This window comes from Winogradskyella sp. MIT101101, assembly GCF_047126865.1.
Lineage (GTDB): Bacteria > Bacteroidota > Bacteroidia > Flavobacteriales > Flavobacteriaceae > Winogradskyella > Winogradskyella ouciana.
Genome location: NZ_CP138982.1, coordinates 1,766,743 through 1,787,130, shown reverse-complemented (window position 1 = coordinate 1,787,130; position 20,388 = coordinate 1,766,743). Strand labels below are relative to the sequence as shown.

The 20,388-nt window shown below is 33.1% G+C and carries 21 protein-coding genes and 1 riboswitch; of the genes, 6 read left to right on the top strand and 15 right to left on the bottom strand.

What is annotated here, in order from left to right; all coding sequences use genetic code 11:
• Nucleotides 1-97: 97 nt before the first annotated feature.
• Nucleotides 98-361 carry a helix-turn-helix domain-containing protein gene (locus SIB89_RS08135; protein WP_412561845.1) on the bottom strand — a complete coding sequence of 88 codons (264 nt, stop codon included), beginning with the start codon at nucleotides 359-361 and terminating at the stop codon, nucleotides 98-100.
• 75 nt (nucleotides 362-436) lie between these two features.
• On the opposite strand from SIB89_RS08135, the gene SIB89_RS08130 reads away from it, so the two are divergent.
• Both SIB89_RS08130 and SIB89_RS08125 read left to right on the top strand, forming a co-directional pair.
• Nucleotides 437-850, top strand: a complete 414-nt coding sequence (locus tag SIB89_RS08130; RefSeq protein ID WP_412561844.1) for a hypothetical protein — start codon at nucleotides 437-439, stop codon at nucleotides 848-850.
• Between the two features lie 2 nt (nucleotides 851-852).
• Entirely contained in the window at nucleotides 853-1,230 is a 378-nt protein-coding gene (locus SIB89_RS08125; RefSeq protein ID WP_412561843.1) for a hypothetical protein, read from the top strand.
• A gap of 8 nt (nucleotides 1,231-1,238) precedes the next feature.
• On the opposite strand, the gene SIB89_RS08120 is transcribed toward SIB89_RS08125, so the two are convergent.
• The 9 genes from SIB89_RS08120 to SIB89_RS08080 all read right to left on the bottom strand — a co-directional run bounded on the left by SIB89_RS08120 (nucleotide 1,239) and on the right by SIB89_RS08080 (nucleotide 12,354).
• Nucleotides 1,239-2,441, bottom strand: coding sequence for a primase C-terminal domain-containing protein (locus SIB89_RS08120; protein WP_412561842.1), 1,203 nt, complete (start codon nucleotides 2,439-2,441; stop codon nucleotides 1,239-1,241).
• Between the two features lie 2 nt (nucleotides 2,442-2,443).
• A complete protein-coding gene (locus SIB89_RS08115) occupies nucleotides 2,444-2,728 on the bottom strand; it encodes a helix-turn-helix transcriptional regulator (protein WP_412561841.1) in 285 nt (94 codons plus the stop codon).
• 175 nt (nucleotides 2,729-2,903) lie between these two features.
• Nucleotides 2,904-4,214 carry a hypothetical protein gene (locus SIB89_RS08110; protein ID WP_412561840.1) on the bottom strand — a complete coding sequence of 437 codons (1,311 nt, stop codon included), beginning with the start codon at nucleotides 4,212-4,214 and terminating at the stop codon, nucleotides 2,904-2,906.
• Nucleotides 4,211-5,500 carry a phage integrase SAM-like domain-containing protein gene (locus SIB89_RS08105; RefSeq protein WP_412561839.1) on the bottom strand — a complete coding sequence of 430 codons (1,290 nt, stop codon included), beginning with the start codon at nucleotides 5,498-5,500 and terminating at the stop codon, nucleotides 4,211-4,213. Before SIB89_RS08105 ends, SIB89_RS08110 begins: the two co-directional genes overlap by 4 nt.
• Nucleotides 5,501-5,895: 395 nt before the next feature.
• Complete coding sequence (locus SIB89_RS08100; RefSeq protein ID WP_412561838.1) at nucleotides 5,896-7,098, bottom strand: polysaccharide lyase family 7 protein; 1,203 nt, start codon at nucleotides 7,096-7,098, stop codon at nucleotides 5,896-5,898.
• Nucleotides 7,099-7,139: 41 nt separating this feature from the next.
• Nucleotides 7,140-8,096: a methylenetetrahydrofolate reductase [NAD(P)H] gene (gene metF, locus SIB89_RS08095; protein ID WP_412561837.1), complete on the bottom strand. Its 957-nt coding sequence runs from the start codon at nucleotides 8,094-8,096 to the stop codon at nucleotides 7,140-7,142.
• A gap of 123 nt (nucleotides 8,097-8,219) precedes the next feature.
• On the bottom strand, nucleotides 8,220-10,958 hold the full coding sequence (metH, locus tag SIB89_RS08090; protein ID WP_412561836.1) for a methionine synthase: 2,739 nt from the start codon (nucleotides 10,956-10,958) through the stop codon (nucleotides 8,220-8,222).
• A 1-nt stretch (nucleotide 10,959) separates the two neighbouring features.
• On the bottom strand, nucleotides 10,960-11,316 hold the full coding sequence (locus SIB89_RS08085; protein WP_412561835.1) for a four helix bundle protein: 357 nt from the start codon (nucleotides 11,314-11,316) through the stop codon (nucleotides 10,960-10,962).
• 24 nt (nucleotides 11,317-11,340) lie between these two features.
• Entirely contained in the window at nucleotides 11,341-12,354 is a 1,014-nt protein-coding gene (locus SIB89_RS08080; protein WP_412561834.1) for a homocysteine S-methyltransferase family protein, read from the bottom strand.
• Between the two features lie 103 nt (nucleotides 12,355-12,457).
• Nucleotides 12,458-12,582: riboswitch (SAM riboswitch) on the bottom strand.
• Nucleotides 12,583-12,717: 135 nt separating this feature from the next.
• Here SIB89_RS08080 and SIB89_RS08075 point away from each other — a divergent pair.
• From SIB89_RS08075 to SIB89_RS08065, 3 genes are all read left to right on the top strand, one after another.
• On the top strand, nucleotides 12,718-13,305 hold the full coding sequence (locus tag SIB89_RS08075; RefSeq protein ID WP_412561833.1) for a HupE/UreJ family protein: 588 nt from the start codon (nucleotides 12,718-12,720) through the stop codon (nucleotides 13,303-13,305).
• Nucleotides 13,306-13,381: 76 nt separating this feature from the next.
• Nucleotides 13,382-13,813: a deoxycytidylate deaminase gene (locus SIB89_RS08070; protein ID WP_155088857.1), complete on the top strand. Its 432-nt coding sequence runs from the start codon at nucleotides 13,382-13,384 to the stop codon at nucleotides 13,811-13,813.
• Nucleotides 13,813-15,420: a S41 family peptidase gene (locus SIB89_RS08065; RefSeq protein WP_412561832.1), complete on the top strand. Its 1,608-nt coding sequence runs from the start codon at nucleotides 13,813-13,815 to the stop codon at nucleotides 15,418-15,420. Before SIB89_RS08070 ends, SIB89_RS08065 begins: the two co-directional genes overlap by 1 nt.
• On the opposite strand, the gene SIB89_RS08060 is transcribed toward SIB89_RS08065, so the two are convergent.
• From SIB89_RS08060 to SIB89_RS08050, 3 genes are read right to left on the bottom strand one after another with little or no spacing between them, the layout of a single operon-like run.
• Nucleotides 15,410-16,021 (bottom strand): FAD-dependent oxidoreductase, encoded by a 612-nt coding sequence (locus SIB89_RS08060; protein ID WP_412561831.1) that lies wholly within the window; start codon nucleotides 16,019-16,021, stop codon nucleotides 15,410-15,412. The genes SIB89_RS08065 and SIB89_RS08060 overlap by 11 nt on opposite strands.
• Entirely contained in the window at nucleotides 16,018-16,221 is a 204-nt protein-coding gene (locus SIB89_RS08055) for a hypothetical protein (RefSeq protein ID WP_155088852.1), read from the bottom strand. The genes SIB89_RS08060 and SIB89_RS08055 overlap by 4 nt, the downstream gene beginning before the upstream one ends.
• 10 nt (nucleotides 16,222-16,231) lie before the next feature.
• The gene (locus tag SIB89_RS08050) at nucleotides 16,232-16,813 is read right to left on the bottom strand and encodes a MarC family protein (RefSeq protein ID WP_155088850.1); all 582 of its coding nucleotides are present in this window, start codon (nucleotides 16,811-16,813) and stop codon (nucleotides 16,232-16,234) included.
• A gap of 90 nt (nucleotides 16,814-16,903) precedes the next feature.
• Between SIB89_RS08050 and SIB89_RS08045 the strand changes: the two genes are divergently transcribed.
• Complete coding sequence (locus tag SIB89_RS08045) at nucleotides 16,904-17,476, top strand: DUF3109 family protein (protein ID WP_155088848.1); 573 nt, start codon at nucleotides 16,904-16,906, stop codon at nucleotides 17,474-17,476.
• 3 nt (nucleotides 17,477-17,479) lie between these two features.
• Here the strand turns inward: SIB89_RS08045 and SIB89_RS08040 are convergent, their stop codons facing one another.
• Nucleotides 17,480-19,408 carry a tetratricopeptide repeat protein gene (locus SIB89_RS08040; protein ID WP_412561830.1) on the bottom strand — a complete coding sequence of 643 codons (1,929 nt, stop codon included), beginning with the start codon at nucleotides 19,406-19,408 and terminating at the stop codon, nucleotides 17,480-17,482.
• Between the two features lie 18 nt (nucleotides 19,409-19,426).
• On the bottom strand, nucleotides 19,427-20,161 hold the full coding sequence (locus SIB89_RS08035) for a LytR/AlgR family response regulator transcription factor (protein ID WP_155088846.1): 735 nt from the start codon (nucleotides 20,159-20,161) through the stop codon (nucleotides 19,427-19,429).
• Nucleotides 20,162-20,388: the final 227 nt, after the last annotated feature.

The window sequence follows — 20,388 nt, the reverse complement described above, 5'->3', positions numbered from 1 at the left end:
TTTTGATTATATTGTTTAACTAGTTGTTTTGCCTTGTGAAAAAAATAGCCCAAAATAGGCTCAAAAATGGGGTTAAGACATATAGGTCTTTCGTGATTTATTTAGAAGTTTTGAAATCAAAAAGTTCTTTAGGTTCAACCTCAAGAGCTAGTGCTAATTTAATTGCAGTTGTTAAAGTAATATTTGTTCTTCCATTCTCAATTCGAGAAATTGAAGTCTTGTCAAATTTGGAACTCTCCGTTATATCATTTACAAGAGAAGCTAAATCAAATTGAGATAAACTCTTTGACTCTCTTATGCGTTTGATATTATCTCCGAACAAGTATTTATATGATTCTATTTTTGAAAAAGCTATTGACATTATTGTCAATTTTACTTCTTATATTAGCATAAATTGTAAACATTAATGTCAACTTTTTAAAGTGCCATTTGAGATATGAAAAAAACAATTACTATAAAGAAAGATATACCAAAATCAATCATAATTGGATTATTATCTAGTATAATATTGGTGTTTGTAATAGAGCATTTTGGGGACTTCTCATACGTAGCCAATGTAGAAAACACATATACTGGAGGAAAGATTAACCTAGTTGATTATGTTTCACCTAAAACGCCTTTAGAAAATATCTATCTTGATACACCTTTTGGCTCAAGATTCACCTTTGATGGCAACAATTTTACAATAGGAGATATGAAGTTTGTTGGTGGAGATTTTAAACCTTATACCAATAGAATTTCATATTACTTTAAAGCTACTTTTATGGATTTTAAGTATGTTTTATTAGTTAGTTTAATATTGACTGTGATTGTTTACTTATCAAAGAATTTTAAGCTAAAATTCAATTAGATATGGATTTGATAAATTATGACTTTATGCCTTTAATTAGCTCTTTAGATACTAAACCTATTCAAGAACAAAAAGTTATCATAAAAGAAATCAAATCCGAAATGGTAAATATCCTCAAACATTTTATTGAATGCACATGGGGTAGTCATTACAATACTGTTTTTAAAAGGCTCATAAAACCATACCTAGACAATCCTTTAGTGTTAGATTATGTTTTGAAATCTGAAATAATAAAGGATAAAAATATTGTTATTGGCAAGACAGGAGCTAAAGCCTACCCAGAACTACTTAAATACTTGATGTTAGTCGATAGCTTGAAAATTAGAATCTATTTGAGCAATGAATTTGAATTGAATGATTTATATGTCAAAGAACGTTAGCAAATAAGTTATTTGCATTGGATTTGCTTTGTTTTGGATATGTTCAATTTCTCAATAAGCTCTGAATAATACTTTTGAACTGTTTTACGATTCATTTTACTTATTGAAGCAACTCCTTTTATGGTAATTTTACCATGCTTTTTATAATCCCAATTAGTTAGTGTTTTTGTAATTTTTATTTTAGACATTTCAATCCTATCTCTATTAATTTTTTTTATTGTTAATCGTCTTTTTTGCGTTGCATTTAAGCTGTATTCAGGGTTATAAAAAAACCTTCTGGATGCATTGATTAAAGGAGTTAGATTGTGTCTATTTCTAAATTTTTTATTTACAATTGAATTAATTTCATCAATATCAAGTGGAGGAATCATTTTGTCCTTATTGATGGCATTTATAAGAGCAAACAATCTACTTTTAGGATAGCTTTTATTTAATGCTATCAATTGATGGGCTATTGAACTCATTACTTTCTCTCTTCTGCCTTTATGTATAGGTTTGAAGGGAGCTTTGACCTCCGAAAATTCTAACTTGTTATTCTTACCCAAATCGAACAAACCATCTTCATTGTAATTTAACACAATACCCTTTTCAATCATTACTTCTTCTCGATTATCAAACCTAATTTTATCCCCATCACAGTCATAACCTAAATAAAAAGATTTTTTGTTACTGTGTTGGGTAAATTCTATACTACTTAAATCTATAACAATAGAGTCATTATTAAAGTAAGCATTAGGGTCATAGGATAGTACAGTGACTCTATCTTTTGAGATAGCAGCTTTATCATAACCTACATCTAATAAATCTCCTACATATCTATAAGATTCTTTCAAATGATTGTCATTAAGACCTTTGACCTTTAAAACTACCGAATACCCATTATTAGAAAGACTTCTCCAATAAGCATGAACATAGTTTAAGTCAAAATCTAAATCACACTCATCATCTATATCAAGATACATGTAGCCAGTAGGTTTTAGTAGTGTTGAACGTTTTACATATTTATCATGTTCAAAATTGATAATAGCACATGGAATTTTATTCCTTTTTAAAGTATCATACTCATCAGTTCCCTTACCAAAACTTCTGGCTTTTTCAATGTATTTATATTCTGGTCTTTGATTGTCTCTGACATAATTAATTACAGCTTCTATGTCATTAAAATTGTCAACAATCTTCCTATTAGTAATACTGTTGATTTTATTAATCATAGCTACTGTTTTTTAGAGTTAATAAAATCTTCAATATCACTTTTTAAATACCTCACATTTCTACCAGTTCTTATAGGAATAAGAATACCTTTATTGCTCCAATGCCACAAGGTCGTCATAGAGCATTGAAGAATCGTACATACTTCCTTTCTTGTTAGAAGTTCTTCTTGGTTTTTTTGAGGAGTTAATTGAGAGATAAGCTCTTTAAACTCTTCTCTAATTCCTGCTACAATTAAATCTTTTAATTGGTCAGGATGTAGCTGTGTAATTAATGTTTGTTGAACCATAATTTTATTATTTAAAATTGATATGGTACAAATCACATAAAGAGGGATTTACACAAAAAGAGAAAACTTACATCACCTATTAATAAATATTAAGTTATTAATTAACAGGTAGTTACATCGGTGAAATAAATTGTATTACACTAGAGGGAAATGAGAGGGAAAAGAGGGAGGTTAATTAAAATGTCAAATTGGAGATTTTTTGAAGTTTATCAGCGTTAAAACCTAATCTTTGTGTAATGATTTTTTTAACCTTTTCTCGCTTATTAAAAGGGTATCTTTTTTTATTTGTAGGGGAATCTTTTTGCTTATAATAATCTCGAAAAACTTTTATATCGACGTTATTCTCGAAAAAATTTAGATGCTCATCTAATATTTTAAATCCATTGATGGAGTTTAAGTCTTCCTGTTTAATTTGTGACAGGAATTCAAAATAACCAACATAGTAACAGAATGTAAATAGTTCTGTTAATGCATCGAAAGTATAATTTCTAATTGATAGATTAGAAAAATCTCTTTGAGCAATGATAGATATAATTATTCTTATTTGAGAGTTTGTAAATGCCCTCTCCAAATAGTTTATAAGACCAATTTCCTGTGACCACTTATTTAAAGCTTGATATTTTTGAGTGTTCTCATGTATAGCTTTTCTTGTTTCTTCAGATAGATTTACTTCCAGAACTTCACTACCAATAAAAGTGTTATTTAGCCAATTGAAAGCAAAGTAAGAATGACAGGTTTTAAATTCATTTTCAAGACTATCTTTATTTAATTCCAATAGAGTCTTTTCAAAAGCCTTATCCTTTGAAGTTTTCTGTATAAGGCTTATTAAGTTATCATTTGGATTCAAATACAAACCATCTTCATCTACTAATCCCCTAGTAAAGAATCTTTTCTCTTTGGTAGCCTTGTACAATTTATCCTCTATTTCTTTTGATAATTTGCTTTTGAATATTTTTTCAAACCCCAACATGTCTTTTTCAACAATTTCATAACTATCAATCACACTTGTTTTGAACTCATCGTAAAGCACTTTAGTTTTATGTTCAATCAAAGTTGTGTAGAAAAAGAAATGAGTTACAGGAATACTTGACTTGTTGGAATTATAAAGCTTAATATATCTATGAAAATTAGCATCAAAATCTTCTTGGGATATATCTTCAAATCGATATTGATAATTTTTAAGATTGGTCATTACATTTTTAATTGTGCTGACTTCATCTTTTGTTAAAGGAAATTCGTTGAATTCATCTAATACTACTTGGTCAGAATCATTGAAAAATCTCATTCCCTCAAGTATCTGAATATCTTCATTGCAAAGTCCATGATTGATTTTTGTAATGGATTCAAAATAATTAGCTTCATCAAAATACCTAAACTTCTTTAAGTCGTCTAAACTGTAATAACCAAATTTATCTTCATCAAATTCTGATGTGTTTATGAATGTTATTAAATCAATTATTAAATTCTTTTTACTAATATTTCTCATTGCTTATTCGTGAGGTGTAAATTATCCCATAAACTCTTTAATTTCTCTGCATGTTCTTTAGGCGTTACCTTAATGTACTCCAAAAATTGCTTCTCGGTTTGGTGTCCTGTGATTTTCATTATAGTTAATGTGTCTAGTTTACCATAATGATTAGTAGCGAACGACCTTCTGCAAACATGGCTACTTACAAGCTCATGTTTGTAATATACATCAAACTTCTTTCGTGAGATTTTTTCTTTGCCCTTTTTAATTTTGACCATTTTAGCTCCTTCTACCTTATCATTTATTTCAGCTAATTCACATACCTTTTTAATGTATTCATTGAATTTCTGGTGTGATATTTTACGTGGAAATTGCCCATTACGTTTCTTTAATATTGCTTCAATTTGAGGGTGAATAGGTATTATAACTGGGAAGGAAGTTTTTGTTGTTACAACCTCAAAATAACCTTTTTCAATATTCTTCTTGGTGAGTGATAAAAAGTCTGAAATTCTTAATCCTGTCCATAGTCCGATAATAAACCAATCTCTTGCATTATCTAACATTTCCTTTTTTGATAGGTCAACATTATAGACATCATTTATTTCATCAATCGTTAAATAGATGTCTTTTGTTTTGTTGGATGGAGAATGAAAATCTGGATGTTTATATTCAGGATTCACTTTTAGCCCTTTACTTTCGGCTCTTTTACAAAACAATTTAACATCATCAATGTATCTTCCTACAGTATTTGGATTAAGGTGCTTTTTATTAGATAAATAATCCACAAGCTTTGAATGAAACTTCAGGTTAATATCCAATAACCGAAGACGAGTTTTTGAACTTTCCTCAAATCCAATTAGATGATTTTTTGTTGAAGTATAACGTTTAATTACTCTATCGCTCAAAGGAGTTCCTTTTTTAGTTAACCGATATTTTGACTCTTCAATAAAAGCCTCTGTAAAAGCAACTAAATAGGTTTTACTATCTGCATCGTTTTTATTAGGTCTAATGAACAAAGCATTAATACAGTTCTTTAACCAAATATTGTCAATGGCAGTTCCGTTAGTGCTACCTAAATTAAACTGGTCTATAATGAATGATTCTAGTTTTCTTAATTTGGAGTTTGTTTCTGCATAATCAAAGTCAGATACTGTCTTAACTAAAGATTTGTTACTACTCCAGTGTTTTTTGGGAACTTTCAATCCTGTTGATACTTCTAAATCTGTTTCTCTACCATCACGTAGTCTAATGTAGATAGAAGCAGGGTCGGCTTTTCCTTTTATTCTGTATTTTACTGTTGCCAAGATTAGATTATTTTACTACAGTAAATATAGCATTTAATCCCCACATGTTCCCCACAATTATTAAATAAAATGAAATCTCAATGAAAGTCAAGATTTAATTAAATTTATAAAATACCCTGTTTTATTAAGGTTTTGAGTGTTTTTTTGAAATAATAGGATTTGCAGTAATTTAATAGGTGTTATTCCCACCTTGAGTACAAGAAAGTCCTTTGATAACTGTCAAAGGACTTTTTAGCTTAATAAAAGCACTCGGATCAGCCCTAATATTATCACTCTTGACCTTAGGTAATAACGTACTACAGGAATACGATATTCCTATTTTCCTAAATAGACCAAAGCCTTAATTCCGTATTTTTGGATAGCATTTAGCTATAATAAGTGTTTAAAAACATATACTAATTTGTAGTGTGCGATTTTTCTAAAGCGTAAAACGTTGCTTGTGCATAATCATCATCATTTCCAGAATTGTTCACATGATATACACCAGCCTTAAAATACATATATTGACCACCAACATTAAAGCCACTATTTACCATATCAACGGTTCTAACAATATCATCTTTTCCTTCTCTAATAATTGTAACCGTTAATATATCTCCAACGACTTTAAGCCTATAACTAAATACCTCATCAAGTGCTATTCCATCAGAAGGGTTGGAAGCACTATTACTACGAGAACCTATCATTTCATGCCATTGTTCATCTCCATTGCCATCAGTAGGTTCGTGAGCATAATAAATTGAACCTAATGCATTATTTGGTAATTTCCTATAATATAAACGAATAGGCTCATCGCTATTGGCATGTATTTGTCCAATAATAACTCTCCCGATATGACCATCACTGCCTGTTGTAGTCACATGATTTACTGCAAGTGTGGCATTCATTTCGCCATCATAACCTCCAGCAGCATTAATGTCTGAAGCTGGTGCGGTACCAAAAACCCAGTTATTACCATTAACACCTTGTGTACTAATGCTTGTATCAGTACCTCTAAGCATTTCGCGTAACTCTACTCTTGTATAACTTGTATTTGTAGAAGTTGTAAAACCAGCGACAGGGCATTTAAAAACCATGCCACCATCATCTGCAGTATAAAAATAGTTTACATTTTCATAGCCATTGTTAATCTCACTAACCGAAATATCTGTTGCCGTACCATCACCTTCGTCTTCTGGGATGCTTAACTTCCAAGTAGATAAATCAAAATTTTCTGAAGGCGCTTTATTTGGGTCTAACTCTCCTGAGTTATCTGCTGCTGCTTGAATAATTGTAACGTCTCTTGAAATATTACCGCCAGAAACCGTAACTATTCCTGTTCGACTATTAGAGCTTGAGTTTGCTTGTACAGAAATATTTATTGAACCATTGTTAGTTCCGCTTGATGGTGATGTGGTAATCCAATTAACAGATTCTGCTACACTCCAGTTAATATTAGATATTACATTAACTGATTGCGTTTCTCCATTTGCAGGAAACGTCGTAAGTGAAGATAAATTTAAATTTAGCGTTGGGTCAACTTCATTTGAATCATTAGAACTACAGCTAAATAGAAATATAAAAACTAAAAGGCTAAAAGCGAGATTTAATAACTTCATAGTATTTTTTTATAAAAATAACACCTATTGGTCATAATAACCTAAAAAATTTGTTCAGCAATGGCTTTTATGTTCGTGCTCTTTCCCATGGAATAATAATGTAATACGGGAATACCAACTTTTTGCAATTCTTTGGATTGTTCAATACACCACTCGATACCAACTTGTCTCACTTGTTTATTGTCTTTACATTTTACAACAGCTATAATTAGATCCTCTGGTAAATCAACATGAAAGCGATGTGGAATTAAATTCAGTTGTTTTTTTGTGGATATGGGTTTTAATCCTGGGATAATAGGTACGGTAATACCTTCCTTTCTACATTTTTTCACAAAATCAAAATACTTTTGGTTGTCAAAAAACATTTGGGTGACGATGTATGTAGCACCATTTTTTATTTTCTTTTTCAAAAAATGGATGTCGCTATCTAGGCTAGGAGCTTCCATATGTTTTTCTGGGTATGCCGCAACACCAATGCAAAAGTCGGTTTTAGAACTATTCAATAATTCTTCGTCTAGATAAATACCTTTGTTTAAATCTTCAATTTGCGCAACCAATTCATTGGCATAATTGTGACCCTCTTTTTCGGGTTTAAAATAAGTTTCACTTTTTACCGCATCACCACGTAATGCCATCACATTATCAATGTCCAAAAAGTCTAAGTCGATCAAGAAATTTTCGGTATCCTCTTTAGTGAATCCTCCGCACAAAATATGCGGAATGGCATCCACACCATATTTATTTTGTATAGCAGCACAAATACCCACTGTACCTGGTCGTTTTTTAACCACTTGCTTTTTCAGCAAGCCATTTTCAACTTCCTTAAAAACGTATTCTTCGCGATGATAAGTGACATCAATAAATGGGGGTTTAAATTCCATTAAAGGGTCAATATTATCAAAAATAGACTGTATATGTTGCCCTTTTAAAGGTGGCAATATCTCAAAGGAAAACTGTGTTTTTCCGTTGGCTTTTTTTATGTGTTCTGTTACTTTCATCTTGTGCCTGCAAAAGCAGGTATCTCATTAAATTATTGTTTTGGCGTTACCACAAGGGTCGCGCTTTCCGTTATATCTTTTTCTCGTGCCTCAAAAAAGGATGCCACTGCAATCGCTAACGCGCTAATCCGCTAAATTCGGGCTCAACCATTTTTTTGCTTCTTCCTCGCTAATGTCTCTGCGCGTCGCATAATCTTTAATTTGGTCTTCTTTAATTTTCCCTAACCCAAAATATTTAGCTTCAGGATTTGCAAAATAGTAGCCACTTACACTTGCTGCTGGCCACATGGCCAAACTATCCGTAAGCTCTACTCCAATAGCTTCTTTTACATTAAGAAGTTTCCAAATGGTTGTTTTTTCCAGATGATCTGGACAAGCTGGATAACCTGGTGCTGGGCGAATTCCCTTATAATTTTCTTTAATCAGGTCTTCGTTCGTTAGGTTTTCGTTTTTAGCGTAATTCCAATGTTTTGTCCTAACTTCTTTGTGTAAATATTCAGCAAAAGCCTCTGCCAATCTATCGGCAAGCGCTTTAATCATTATGGCGTTGTAATCGTCATTGTCCTTTTCAAATTGTGCTGCTAGTCCTTGGGTTCCAAATCCGGTTGAAACACAAAAACAACCCATATAATCTTGTTTGCCAGAAGATTTAGGTGCTATAAAATCTGCTAATGCTATGTTTGGTTTGCCTTCAGATTTTTTAGATTGTTGGCGAAGGGTTAAGAATTTGTAACTTTCTTTTTCTAAGAGATCTCTCGACTGCGCTCGAGATGACATTGTCATCTCTATATCATCATCATTTATTGTATTTGCAGGAAAAACTCCAAATACGGCTTTGGCCTTCAAAAGCTTTTCATCAAAAATACGTTTGAGTAAAACTTGAGCATCAGTAAATAATTCTGTGGCTTGTTCGCCAACAATAGCATCAGTTAAAATCGCTGGATATTTACCATGCAAATCCCAACTTCTAAAAAATGGTGTCCAATCGATAAAATCTTCAAGCTTTGTAATATCAAAATCTTCTATAACCTGAACTCCCAATTGTTGTGGTTTTACAATTTCAGAAGTGTTCCAGTCGATTTTAAATTTATTTTTCCTAGCGTCTTCAATAGAAAGATATTCTTTCTTTTTGCCTCGTTTCATAAATTGCTCTCGGAACAAATCATACTCTTCTCGAATTTGATTTTTATAAATCCTACTGTCATTTTGAAGTAAATTTCCAACCACAGTAACCGCTCTTGAGGCATCATTAATATGAACAACCGTATTACTGTAATGTGGTGCAATTTTTACTGCGGAATGTGCTCTAGAGGTTGTCGCACCACCAATAATAAGTGGAATATTCAATTGCTCCTTTTCCATGGCTTTTGAGACATAGACCATTTCATCTAACGATGGGGTAATTAAACCACTCAAACCAATGACATCTACATTTTCTCTTTTTGCAGTTTCAATGATTTTTTCAGGTGGTACCATTACTCCTAAATCTACAATTTCGTAATTATTACAGCCTAAAACGACGCTTACTATATTTTTACCAATATCATGAACATCACCTTTTACGGTAGCCATTAAAATTTTGCCGGCAAATTCTTGCTTACCATCTTTTTCTGCTTCAATAAAAGGTTGGAGGTAAGCCACGGCTTTTTTCATTACACGTGCCGATTTCACCACTTGTGGTAAAAACATTTTTCCGCTACCAAATAAATCTCCTACTACATTCATACCAATCATTAAATGACCTTCTATAACATCAATTGGTTTTTTGGAAGCTAATCGAGCCTCTTCAACATCTTCTATGATAAAGGCATCAATACCTTTTACCAAAGCATGCGTGATTCTATCTTGTAGAGGATCGTTTCTCCATTCCTGTACTGCTGCATCTTTACTTGTTGAGGTTGAACCTTTTGCCTTAAGTTCTTCTGCAAAATCCAATAAGCGTTCTGTGGTATCATCGCGTCTATCGAATAGCACATCTTCAACTAGTTCTAATAACTCCTTGTCTATTTCGTCATAAATTTCAAGCATGGTTGGGTTAACGATACCTAAATTCATTCCGTTTTTAATGGCATGGTATAAAAATGATGAGTGCATGGCTTCCCTAACCACATTGTTTCCTCTAAAAGAAAATGAGACGTTACTCACTCCACCAGAAACATTGGCATAAGGTAAATTTTCACGAATCCATTTTGTGGCTTCAAAAAAGTCGATGGCATTTCTGCGATGCTCATCCATACCTGTTGCCACAGGAAAAATATTAGGGTCGAAAATAATGTCTTGAGGTGGAAAGTTTAGCTCGTTAACTAAAATATCATAAGAACGTTTACAGATTTCAATACGTCTATCGTAAGTGTCTGCTTGCCCATCTTCATCAAAAGCCATGACAATGACAGCAGCTCCGTAGCGTTTTACCAATTTTGCTTGACGCTTAAATTCAGCTTCGCCTTCTTTTAAACTTATAGAGTTGACCACACATTTTCCTTGTGCAACTTGTAAGCCAGCTTCGATAATTTCCCATTTAGAGCTATCGATCATTAATGGGATTCTAGAAATATCTGGTTCAGACGCGATGAGGTTTAAAAAGTTCGTCATGGCATGGACTCCATCGAGCATACCTTCATCCATGTTAACATCTAGAATCTGCGCGCCACCTTCTACCTGATCTCTAGCAACATCAAGGGCTTCATCGTATTTTTCTTCTTTTATTAAACGTAAAAATTTTCGGGATCCAGTTACGTTTGTTCGCTCTCCTACATTTATAAAATTACTTTCTGGAGTTACAACGAGTGGTTCTAATCCAGATAAGGTTAAATATTTATATTGGTTGCTAGTTGTTAGTTGTTTGTTGTTGGATGAACTCATACTATTTTTTTGATTTGAAATAATTAATGAATCCGTTCAATAATTTTTTACAAGTTGTAATTTTTGTTAATATGTTCTCTAGTTGTTCTTCGGAAATGTATTGCAAATCAAAGGCTAAATAAAGCTGAGTTTCTAGTTCATACAAAGATCCTTTTGAGATATATAAAAAATGAATGGTCTCTTTATTAGACTGTCTTCCTAGACCTTCAGCAATATTTGAAGGTATAGAGATTGAACATCTTCTAACTTGATTTGTTAATGCATATAATTCTTCTTTGGGGAATAGATCGCTCAAGAGATAAACTTTTTTAACTAATTCTCTAGATGATTTCCAAACGTCTAATTCTATATAATTCATTTCTTCTTTTTTGTGAACTAACAACTAACAACTAACAACTATCTGTCTTGGTTTGTATTTCTGAGCAACTTCAGCAATAGCTTTGATGTGATCTGGACTTGTGCCACAGCAACCACCAATTATATTGATGAGGCCATCCTTAAGATAGTCTTCAATAAAGCCTTGCATCTGTTTGGGTGATTCATCATATTCTCCAAAAGCATTAGGTAAACCTGCGTTGGGATGTGCTGAGGTAAAAAATTCAGTTTCGTTAGAAAGCCGTTGTAAATATGGTTTCAACTGTTCTGCACCAAGTGCACAATTAAAGCCAACACTCAATAAAGGAATATGAGATATTGAGGTTAAAAAAGCTTCAACCGTTTGACCAGATAAAGTTCTACCCGAAGCATCTGTAATCGTTCCCGAAACCATAATCGGAATGTCTATGTTTCGTTCTTCCTTAACTTCTTCAATAGCGAATAAAGCTGCTTTTGCATTAAGCGTGTCAAAAATAGTTTCAACTAAAAGGATATCAACACCACCATCAATTAAGGCTTCAACTTGTTGTTTGTAGGCAATTCGTAATTCGTTAAAAGTAATCGCTCTGTACTCTGGTCGGTTAACGTCTGGTGATAAACTTGCGGTTTTATTGGTTGGACCAATACTACCTGCCACAAAACGTGGTTTTTCTGGGTTGGCTTTTGTGAATTCATCAGCAACTTGTTTCGCAATTTTGGCGGATTCAAAATTGAGCTCGTACACCAAATCTTCCATATCGTAATCTGCCATGGCGATTGTTGTGCCAGAAAATGTGTTGGTTTCAACGATGTCTGCACCAGCTTCAAAGTATTTAGCATGTACTTCTGCTATGGCTTTTGGTTGTGTTATGGATAACAAATCGTTGTTGCCTTTTAGTGGCGAAGGGTAATCCTTAAAACGTTCGCCTCTAAAATCTTCTTCTGAGAAATTATACTGCTGAAGCATGGTTCCCATGGCTCCATCGAGGACTAAGATTCGTTTTAACAATTCGATTTCTACTTTACTATTGCGTTTGGTCATAGTTGTTTTTTTGGTAAAACCAAAAGTCAATTGCACCGTAAAGGTGTGCTTAATAGAAAAATGTTATAAGAAAATATGGAATTACAGATGTGTAATTTCGTTTAGGTTATCTATCCGAATTTGCGAGAAATGATTCGCTATAAACAGTAGAATTTAGCACCTTCTTAATAAGTTTAAGGGTTGCTAAGGTTTCAATGGGTCTAATCCCTCCACCTTTCTTGATAACATCTCAATAAGTTAATTGAACTTTGTGTACACAATATTCCGAAAGAAATTATCAATAAGCAAATTTTATTCACTTTATTTTAACTAGAGCATATTGCATTTTAATCGTAACTTTGGACTATCCCAAATGAATTAATTATGTTAGAAAACTTCTGGTTTAATGTTAAAATAGGCATTAACCATATTTTAGATATTAATGGCTACGACCATGTGCTTTTTTTGATGGTATTAGCTGTGCCTTATGTGTTTAAGGACTGGAAACGTGTTTTGGTTTTGGTGACACTCTTTACAGTAGGCCATACAGTTTCTCTATTTCTAGGTGCCTATGATGTTGTTACCGTTAACAGCAAATTGGTAGAATTTTTAATACCGATAACCATTTTAATAGCGGCTATTTATAATGTGTTTACCGCAGGCAAAAAAGAACGAAACAATAAAATTAGTGTGCTTTTTATTACCACGCTTTTTTTCGGACTTATTCACGGATTAGGTTTTGCACGTGAAGCAAAGATGTTAGACGATGGCTCTTTGGCATTTCTTATTGAGTTTGCCATTGGTATAGAGATAGCTCAAATCATTGTGGTTTTCATTATCTTATTTTTAGGGTTCTTGTTTCAAACTATCTTTAGATTTTCGCGTAGAGATTGGGTCATGGTCCTTTCTGCTATTGTTATTGGATTGGTGATCCCAATGATAATAGGTAGTGATTTGTTAAACGCTTCATAATTGATAAAACTTTAACGGCAAGTAAATTGTTTATACAATTCTAACCTTTTATATTCGTTACTTACATTAATGCTTAATGTCCAAGGAAAAACAATTACGTTACGATAAGGCCTATTTAAGAATTGCACAAGAGTGGGGAAAGCTGTCTCATTGTAAGCGCAAACAGGTAGGAGCGCTGATTGTAAAAGATAGAATGATTATTTCTGATGGCTATAATGGAACACCAACAGGTTTTGAAAATTACTGCGAAGATGAGGAAGGCTATACTAAGTGGTATGTTTTACATGCTGAAGCTAATGCCATTCTAAAAGTAGCATCCTCAACACAATCTTGTAAAGGAGCAACATTATATATTACGTTATCACCTTGCAAGGAATGTAGTAAGTTGATTCATCAGGCTGGCATAATTCGTGTAGTGTATCAAGAAGGTTATAAAGATGATTCTGGACTGCAATTTTTAAAAAAAGCAGGAATAGAATTAGAGCATATTGAAGATTTAAAAGCCTAATGGCAACAAAAAATAAATACATACCACTTATCATCGGTGTTGCAATAGCAACAGGTGTTGTCATTGGTGGTAAGTTGAATTTTACTGACACTTCTGATAATCTTTTTACTACCAATAGTAAAAAAGACAAGCTCAACCGATTAATAGATTACATAGATTATGAGTATGTAGATGAAGTTGATACGGATAGCATAGTGGATGTAACCGTTAACGGTATTTTAGATAATCTAGATCCACATTCTACCTACATTCCAAAAGAAGATTTACAGCGAATTACCGAAAACATGAAAGGTGATTTTGTCGGCATCGGGATTAACTACTATCCATATAGAGATACCATTGCAGTTGTAAAACCTACAGAAGGTGGCCCGAGTGAACGTGCCGGAATTTTAGGCGGTGACCGCATATTAATGGCAGATGGCGACACTATTTTCGGAAAGGATATTACGAGCGATTTTATTTCAAAAAAACTTAAAGGCGATAAAAACACAAAGGTTAACCTGACTGTTTACCGAAAGAGTGAAAATAAATTACTTGAGTTTGAAATAAGACGAAAAGATATTCCAATTAAAAGCATTGAAGCGGCTTACATGTTGACCGATGAATTAGGTTACATCAAAATGAACCGTTTTGCAGAATCTAGTTTTAAAGAATTTAAATCGGCTTTAGAAGAATTACAGGAGCAAGGTGCAACCAAATTAGCCCTAGATTTGAGGGATAATCCAGGGGGATTTTTGGGAATTGCAGAACAAATTGCTGATGAATTTTTGGAGGACGATAAGCTTATTTTGTTTACCAGAGATAAAAAAGGAAAAGAAGAGCGTACTTATGCCACACGTAGAGGCGATTTTGAGGATGGTGAGATTTATATTTTGATAAATGAGAACTCAGCCTCGGCAAGTGAGGTTATAGCTGGTGCACTTCAGGATAATGACAAAGGTATTATTATAGGACGTCGATCTTATGGCAAAGGTTTGGTACAACGTGAAATGGCATTGGGTGATGGTAGTGCGGTACGTTTAACGGTTTCAAGATATTATACTCCAACAGGTCGATCAATACAACGACCTTATACCAATGGGGACAATAGATCCTATTACAACGATTATTACAAACGCCTTAGAACTGGTGAGCTGGCTGACGAGGAGAGTATTAAAGTAGATGATTCCTTAAAATTTACAACACCAAAGGGTAAGATTGTTTATGGAGGCGGAGGTATTATACCAGATGTTTTTGTACCTGTTGACCGTTCGTTTGATAACGAAACCATAAACTATTTACGTAGAAGAGGGCATTTTGGTTATTTCGTTTTTGAAGAATTGGATAAAGATAGAAATGCATACGACCACGTTACTAAATATGACTTCATTAATAATTTTGAAGTGAGTGATGATATTGTTGTTCGCTTTCAGGAATTTGTTAACCGAAGAGAAGGCACAAATTTAACCTTTGTTGCTTATAACGACGAAATCAGACGATTGATTAAAGCTACTTTAGCAAGGCAATTGTATGATGACAATGCTTTTGAAGAAATCCTTAATAAAGAAGATGTAATGGTACAGGAGGTGATACTCTTAAGTACAGAATACCCAAATTTTAAACAGTAATCTTATCATGCACTTTAGTGTGCTGCCCATCATTCCAAAGTGTTAGAATATCTGTAGCAACATGTGATCCGCTTCCACAAGCCATTGAAAATTGACTTCTCCAACCAGCCAAGGTACCAGCAACATAAAGGTTTTCTTCAATTAAATGATCAGTGTTTTTTAACCAGATTCTATTTTTTTCAGGTTTTGTTCTAGGATGAGGTTCAACATAATCTTCAAGGCCTTTTATGGTCATAAGATTTGTATAACCAACCGCAACAACAACAATTTTTGAATGATAAATGCCTTTATTGGTAATGACTTTAAATCCACCTGAAAGTTTCTCTATTTGCGTTACTTTCTCCTTTTCAATTTGGGATATATGAGGATATAGCTCTTTGAGCTGTTCCTTTCCGCTTTCTAAGATATCCTTACCCAAAGTGCCAGGTTGTAATCCTAACACATTCTTGAAAAGCGCATTTTGTAAGTGCGACGCTTTTTGATGGGCTATTATACCAATAGACTTATCTTTAGCAAAGGCCTTTTCTTTTGCCGAACCTAAAACCAATGCGCAAGACAAACCCGCTGCTCCACCTCCTATGATTAAAACATCAAAATTCATTTATGTTTCTTACTTAGGGTTTCAATTTTCTTAGAAATTCTAAGAATTTGAAGTAAAATTACAGCACATAATGAAGCTATAATAGTAAGAACAGCTGTGTAGCTTTCTCCTTCAAAAGGTGCCTCAAAATCTAGTTTTGTAGCATTAAAAATCATTAGGCCTAATGCAAGAATGGTTATTATCCAAGTAAATACTTTCATAGTTTAGTTTTTAAACCAATAATGCTTTAATATTTGCAGCAAAAAGTTTCACTGCTATTGCCAACAAAATTACACCAAAAACTTTTCTTATAATCTTAATACCGTTTGCACCTAATATTCTTTCAATTTTTGCCGACGTTTTCAATACAATATATATAAAAATGACGTTGCAAATTACGGCAACAATAATATTTTCAATTGCAAATTCTGCACGTAAGGATAGTAAGGTTGTTAGACTTCCTGGGCCAGCGATTAAAGGAAATGCCAAAGGAAAAACCGAAGCTGTCAATGCATTATGCTCTTCGTCTTTGTATAATGTAATGCCCAAAACCATTTCTAGGGCTATAAAAAAGATAACAAAGGCACCAGCTACGGCAAAAGAATTAACATCAATACCAATGAGGTTGAGTAAACTCTTTCCAACAAACAGAAAAATAATCATTATCACACCAGCGATAAGTGACGCCTTTTCACTCTGAATATGACCAACTTTTTTACGTAAATCGATGATAATTGGAACGTTTCCGATAATATCAATTACCGCGAAAAGTACCATAAACGCTGTAAAAATCTCTTTAAAATTTAACTCCATGACATTTAATTCTAAAATTCGCCGCAAAGGTGCGACTTAATTACTGATTTTCAATATTAAATTATAGTAAACTTTAACTATTTTTGCGGCATGTTTCAGCTAGGAAAAACAATCGTTTCAGAAGATATAATACAGAAGGACTTTGTCTGCAACCTTTCTGCTTGCAAAGGTGCTTGTTGTGTTGATGGAGATGCAGGTGCACCTCTTGAGGAAGCAGAAGTCAAAATCTTAGAAGACATTTATCCAAAAGTAAAACCATTCCTTAGAAAAGAAGGCATAGAAGTCATAGAGGCTCAGGGCACTTCCGTAAAAACAGATTATGGAGAGCTGGAAACACCATTGATTAATGGAGCAGAATGTGCTTATGTGATTTTTGATGAAAAAAATACGGCCCTTTGCGCTATTGAAGAAGCATATAATCAAGGCGAGGTTGATTGGAAAAAACCTGTGTCTTGCCATTTATATCCTATACGTGTAAAAGACTACTCTGAATTCTCTGGAGTTAACTACGAAAAATGGGAAATTTGCGATGATGCCTGTTCATTGGGAAAAGAACTTCAAGTGCCTGTTTATAAGTTTGTAAAAGAAGCGCTAATTAGAAAGTTTGGTGAAGATTGGTATGCTGAACTGGAGAAGGTTGCTGAGAAAAACTTTGGGAAGTAATTTTTACACAGGGATATTTAGCGTCACTCGAGTACCTGAAGGTGTGTTACTTTCGTACAGGTCATCAATATCTAGAGTATAAGAATTTTGAAAGGCTTTGGAGAAATTGGCCAAGCGTGCTTTTGTAATATCTATACCCACTGATTTTCGTTTTAGTTTTTTATTGTCCTTAATTCTTTTTGAAGCGATTCTGCCAATCCCATTATCAATGATTTCAACAGTGATATAGTCTGAAGAATTCTTAAACACGTTCAAATCTATTTTTTTGTTATCATGTTTAGACGATAAGCCATGCCATAGCGCATTTTCTAAAAAAGGTTGAAGGATTAACGATGGCACCTTAGTGACTTCAGTATTTATGGATTCATCAACGTTTATGTTAAAATCTATCTCATTGTCAAACCTTATGTTTTCTATATTCATGTAAAGCTTCATGGTTTCTAATTCGTCATGCAACGTCGTTTCTTTTTCTTTTGAAGCGATTAAGATTTTACGAATTAATTTGGAAAACTTATTGAGGTAATACACCGCATTTTCCTTTTCATTATTAATGATATAGAGTTTTATGGAGTTCAGGGAATTAAAGATAAAGTGAGGATTCATTTGGCTTCTCAACATATCTTGTTCTAAGGTTAGGATTTGTTTGTCTTGCTCCAAACTTCTATTTCTGTTAATGATGAATAAGGCAATTCCAAAAATGGCTAAAGCTAACATAGAATACCAAAAAATACTTTTGTTGCGCTCCAGACGTAGCCTCATAGCTTCTTTTTCTGATGCTAAGGCTTTAATTTGATTGTTCTTGTTTTGGTTCTCATATTCAATAACGATATCATTAACATATTGAAGGTTTTTTTCTGTAAGAATAGTGTTTTCAATATCTACCGCATTTTGATAATACTCTAAAGCAGTTTTATAATTCCCTTTTAACTTATTGACTTCAGAAAGTAATTTACTAGAGGATGCAATAGACGATTTTAAATTGTAAGTACTAGCGACTTCAAGGCCTTTTTTTAAGGTGTTTTCTGCCTGGGAAATTTGATTAAGGGCAATTTCTAGCTGGCCGAGATTAATATAAGAGGATGCAATATAGAACTGATCCTTTAGTGCCAATGATTTTTTTAGAGCATCCTTGATAATAGGTTCTGCCTTTTCATAATTTTCTTTCTTAAGATAAATACCTCCAATACTATTAAAACATATCATACGACCAACTTCAGAATTAATAGCTTTGTTGTAATACAAGGATTTTTCGTAGTTAGCTAATGCAATGTCTAAATTCCCTTTAGCCTCTTCTGCGTAACCAATATTGTGATAGTTAATCGCCAAGCCTAATTTATTATTGGCTTTTTCCTCAATTTCAAGTGATTTTTTAAACTGCATTATGGCTATGTCGTACTGCTGCAACGCCAAATAAATGTTTCCAATACTATTTTGTGAAACGGCGATATTATAGTTTACGGTTGGTGATGGGTCTTTTACTTCGTAAGCAATTTTTAAAGCTTCGGTGTGATAATCTAGTGCAGGTTTAATAATATCCATACGTCTGTAAGCGACACCTATCATGTTAAGGTTTACAATGCGTAATTCATTGTTTTTTGCTTTATCTGCAAAAGATTCTCCCTGTTCGTGAAGCTCGATGGCTTTATCATAGTTAGAAATATTTCTGTTGATTACTCCAAGTGCATTGAGTGCATAGCTGGCACCTTCATGATAGGCGTTTAGCTTAGCAGTTTCTAAAACACGCTTCATTTTTATACTATCCCTTTCAAAAGGTTTTAATATAGAATCAATGCCAGTGTAAGTTGCAGGTTTTGTTTTACTAAGGTGATCTAGCGCAGCTTCAAAATCTAAATCTTGGGCATTGCTTATTAAAGAACCCATCGCAAATACTGCGACAAAAAATAAAATTTTATATGTAATGTTATTTTTCAAAGATATTAAGCTATTCTATTAAAGTTTTTCAAGGAAATCAGATTTACGCTGCCTAGCAACAGGGATTTTATGGTTGCTATCCATAATCACGTAGCCTTCATTTTTTATAAAGGCTTTTATCTTATTTAGGTTAATGATGAATGAATTATGAATTCTAAAAAAATAGTGCTCAGGTAAAATGGCATCTACTTCTTTTAGCTTTTTAGTGACTACTATCTTTTTTTGATCTTGTAGAAAAAGCGTACTATAATTACCGTCAGATTCTACATAGATAATATCATCAACATCTAAAAATAAAAGCTTACCATCTGTATTTATCGTAATACGTTTTTTATCGAATTTCGAATTAAAATTAGAAAGCATGTTTTCTAACTTGGTTGCATTCAAAAACCGATCACTATGCTTTTTTATTTTATCTATGGTTTCTCTTAAATCGTCAGAATCTATAGGTTTTAAGAGGTAATCAATAGCTTCGTGCTTTAGTGCTTTTATTGCATATTCATCATAAGCCGTTGTAATTACAACCGCAAAATTTATTTGTTCTAACTGTTCTAAAAACTGAAAACCACCAATGGTTGGCATCTGTACATCCAAGAACAAACAATCTGGTGTATGCGATGCTAAATATTTTAAAGCCTCTTCTGGGTTTGTAAATGACTGTGTTACCTCAATTTCTTTTTTGAAGTTGCCCAATTCCCAAATTAAGCTTTGAATGGCCTTAGGCTCGTCATCAATAATTACAGCTTTTAACATAATTGAGATTCTAAGTTATAAATATATACATATATTAAATGATGTCGTTTTTTTATGTATATCATGTAGAGATTTATGTATAGTGTGTTTAAAATTGGAATGTTAAATTTCAAATATCCACCTATACACTTTTTTTTACCAGTTATACATTGCTATTAAAATATGTACAAGTTTATTTTGATATTTGAGTAATGAAACTGACCAAGTTAGGAGTGAATGGGGGTTTG

Bases quoted from the DNA above. Each gene is read 5' to 3' on its own strand.
- SIB89_RS08080 (WP_412561834.1), bottom strand. From the start codon at position 12,354: ATGACCAAACGCAATAGTAAAGTAGAAATCGAATTGTTAAAACGAATC.
- SIB89_RS08055 (WP_155088852.1), bottom strand. From the start codon at position 16,221: ATGAAAGTATTTACTTGGATAATAACCATTCTTGCATTAGGCCTAATG.
- SIB89_RS08045 (WP_155088848.1), top strand. From the start codon at position 16,904: ATGTTTCAGCTAGGAAAAACAATCGTTTCAGAAGATATAATACAGAAG.
- SIB89_RS08120 (WP_412561842.1), bottom strand. From the start codon at position 2,441: ATGATTAATAAAATCAACAGTATTACTAATAGGAAGATTGTTGACAAT.
- metH (WP_412561836.1), bottom strand. From the start codon at position 10,958: ATGAGTTCATCCAACAACAAACAACTAACAACTAGCAACCAATATAAA.
- SIB89_RS08100 (WP_412561838.1), bottom strand. From the start codon at position 7,098: ATGAAGTTATTAAATCTCGCTTTTAGCCTTTTAGTTTTTATATTTCTA.
- SIB89_RS08110 (WP_412561840.1), bottom strand. From the start codon at position 4,214: ATGAGAAATATTAGTAAAAAGAATTTAATAATTGATTTAATAACATTC.
- SIB89_RS08070 (WP_155088857.1), top strand. From the start codon at position 13,382: ATGTCCAAGGAAAAACAATTACGTTACGATAAGGCCTATTTAAGAATT.
- SIB89_RS08135 (WP_412561845.1), bottom strand. From the start codon at position 361: ATGTCAATAGCTTTTTCAAAAATAGAATCATATAAATACTTGTTCGGA.
- SIB89_RS08115 (WP_412561841.1), bottom strand. From the start codon at position 2,728: ATGGTTCAACAAACATTAATTACACAGCTACATCCTGACCAATTAAAA.
- SIB89_RS08060 (WP_412561831.1), bottom strand. From the start codon at position 16,021: ATGAATTTTGATGTTTTAATCATAGGAGGTGGAGCAGCGGGTTTGTCT.
- SIB89_RS08050 (WP_155088850.1), bottom strand. From the start codon at position 16,813: ATGGAGTTAAATTTTAAAGAGATTTTTACAGCGTTTATGGTACTTTTC.
- SIB89_RS08130 (WP_412561844.1), top strand. From the start codon at position 437: ATGAAAAAAACAATTACTATAAAGAAAGATATACCAAAATCAATCATA.
- SIB89_RS08075 (WP_412561833.1), top strand. From the start codon at position 12,718: ATGTTAGAAAACTTCTGGTTTAATGTTAAAATAGGCATTAACCATATT.
- SIB89_RS08085 (WP_412561835.1), bottom strand. From the start codon at position 11,316: ATGAATTATATAGAATTAGACGTTTGGAAATCATCTAGAGAATTAGTT.
- SIB89_RS08035 (WP_155088846.1), bottom strand. From the start codon at position 20,161: ATGTTAAAAGCTGTAATTATTGATGACGAGCCTAAGGCCATTCAAAGC.
- SIB89_RS08065 (WP_412561832.1), top strand. From the start codon at position 13,813: ATGGCAACAAAAAATAAATACATACCACTTATCATCGGTGTTGCAATA.
- metF (WP_412561837.1), bottom strand. From the start codon at position 8,096: ATGAAAGTAACAGAACACATAAAAAAAGCCAACGGAAAAACACAGTTT.
- SIB89_RS08125 (WP_412561843.1), top strand. From the start codon at position 853: ATGGATTTGATAAATTATGACTTTATGCCTTTAATTAGCTCTTTAGAT.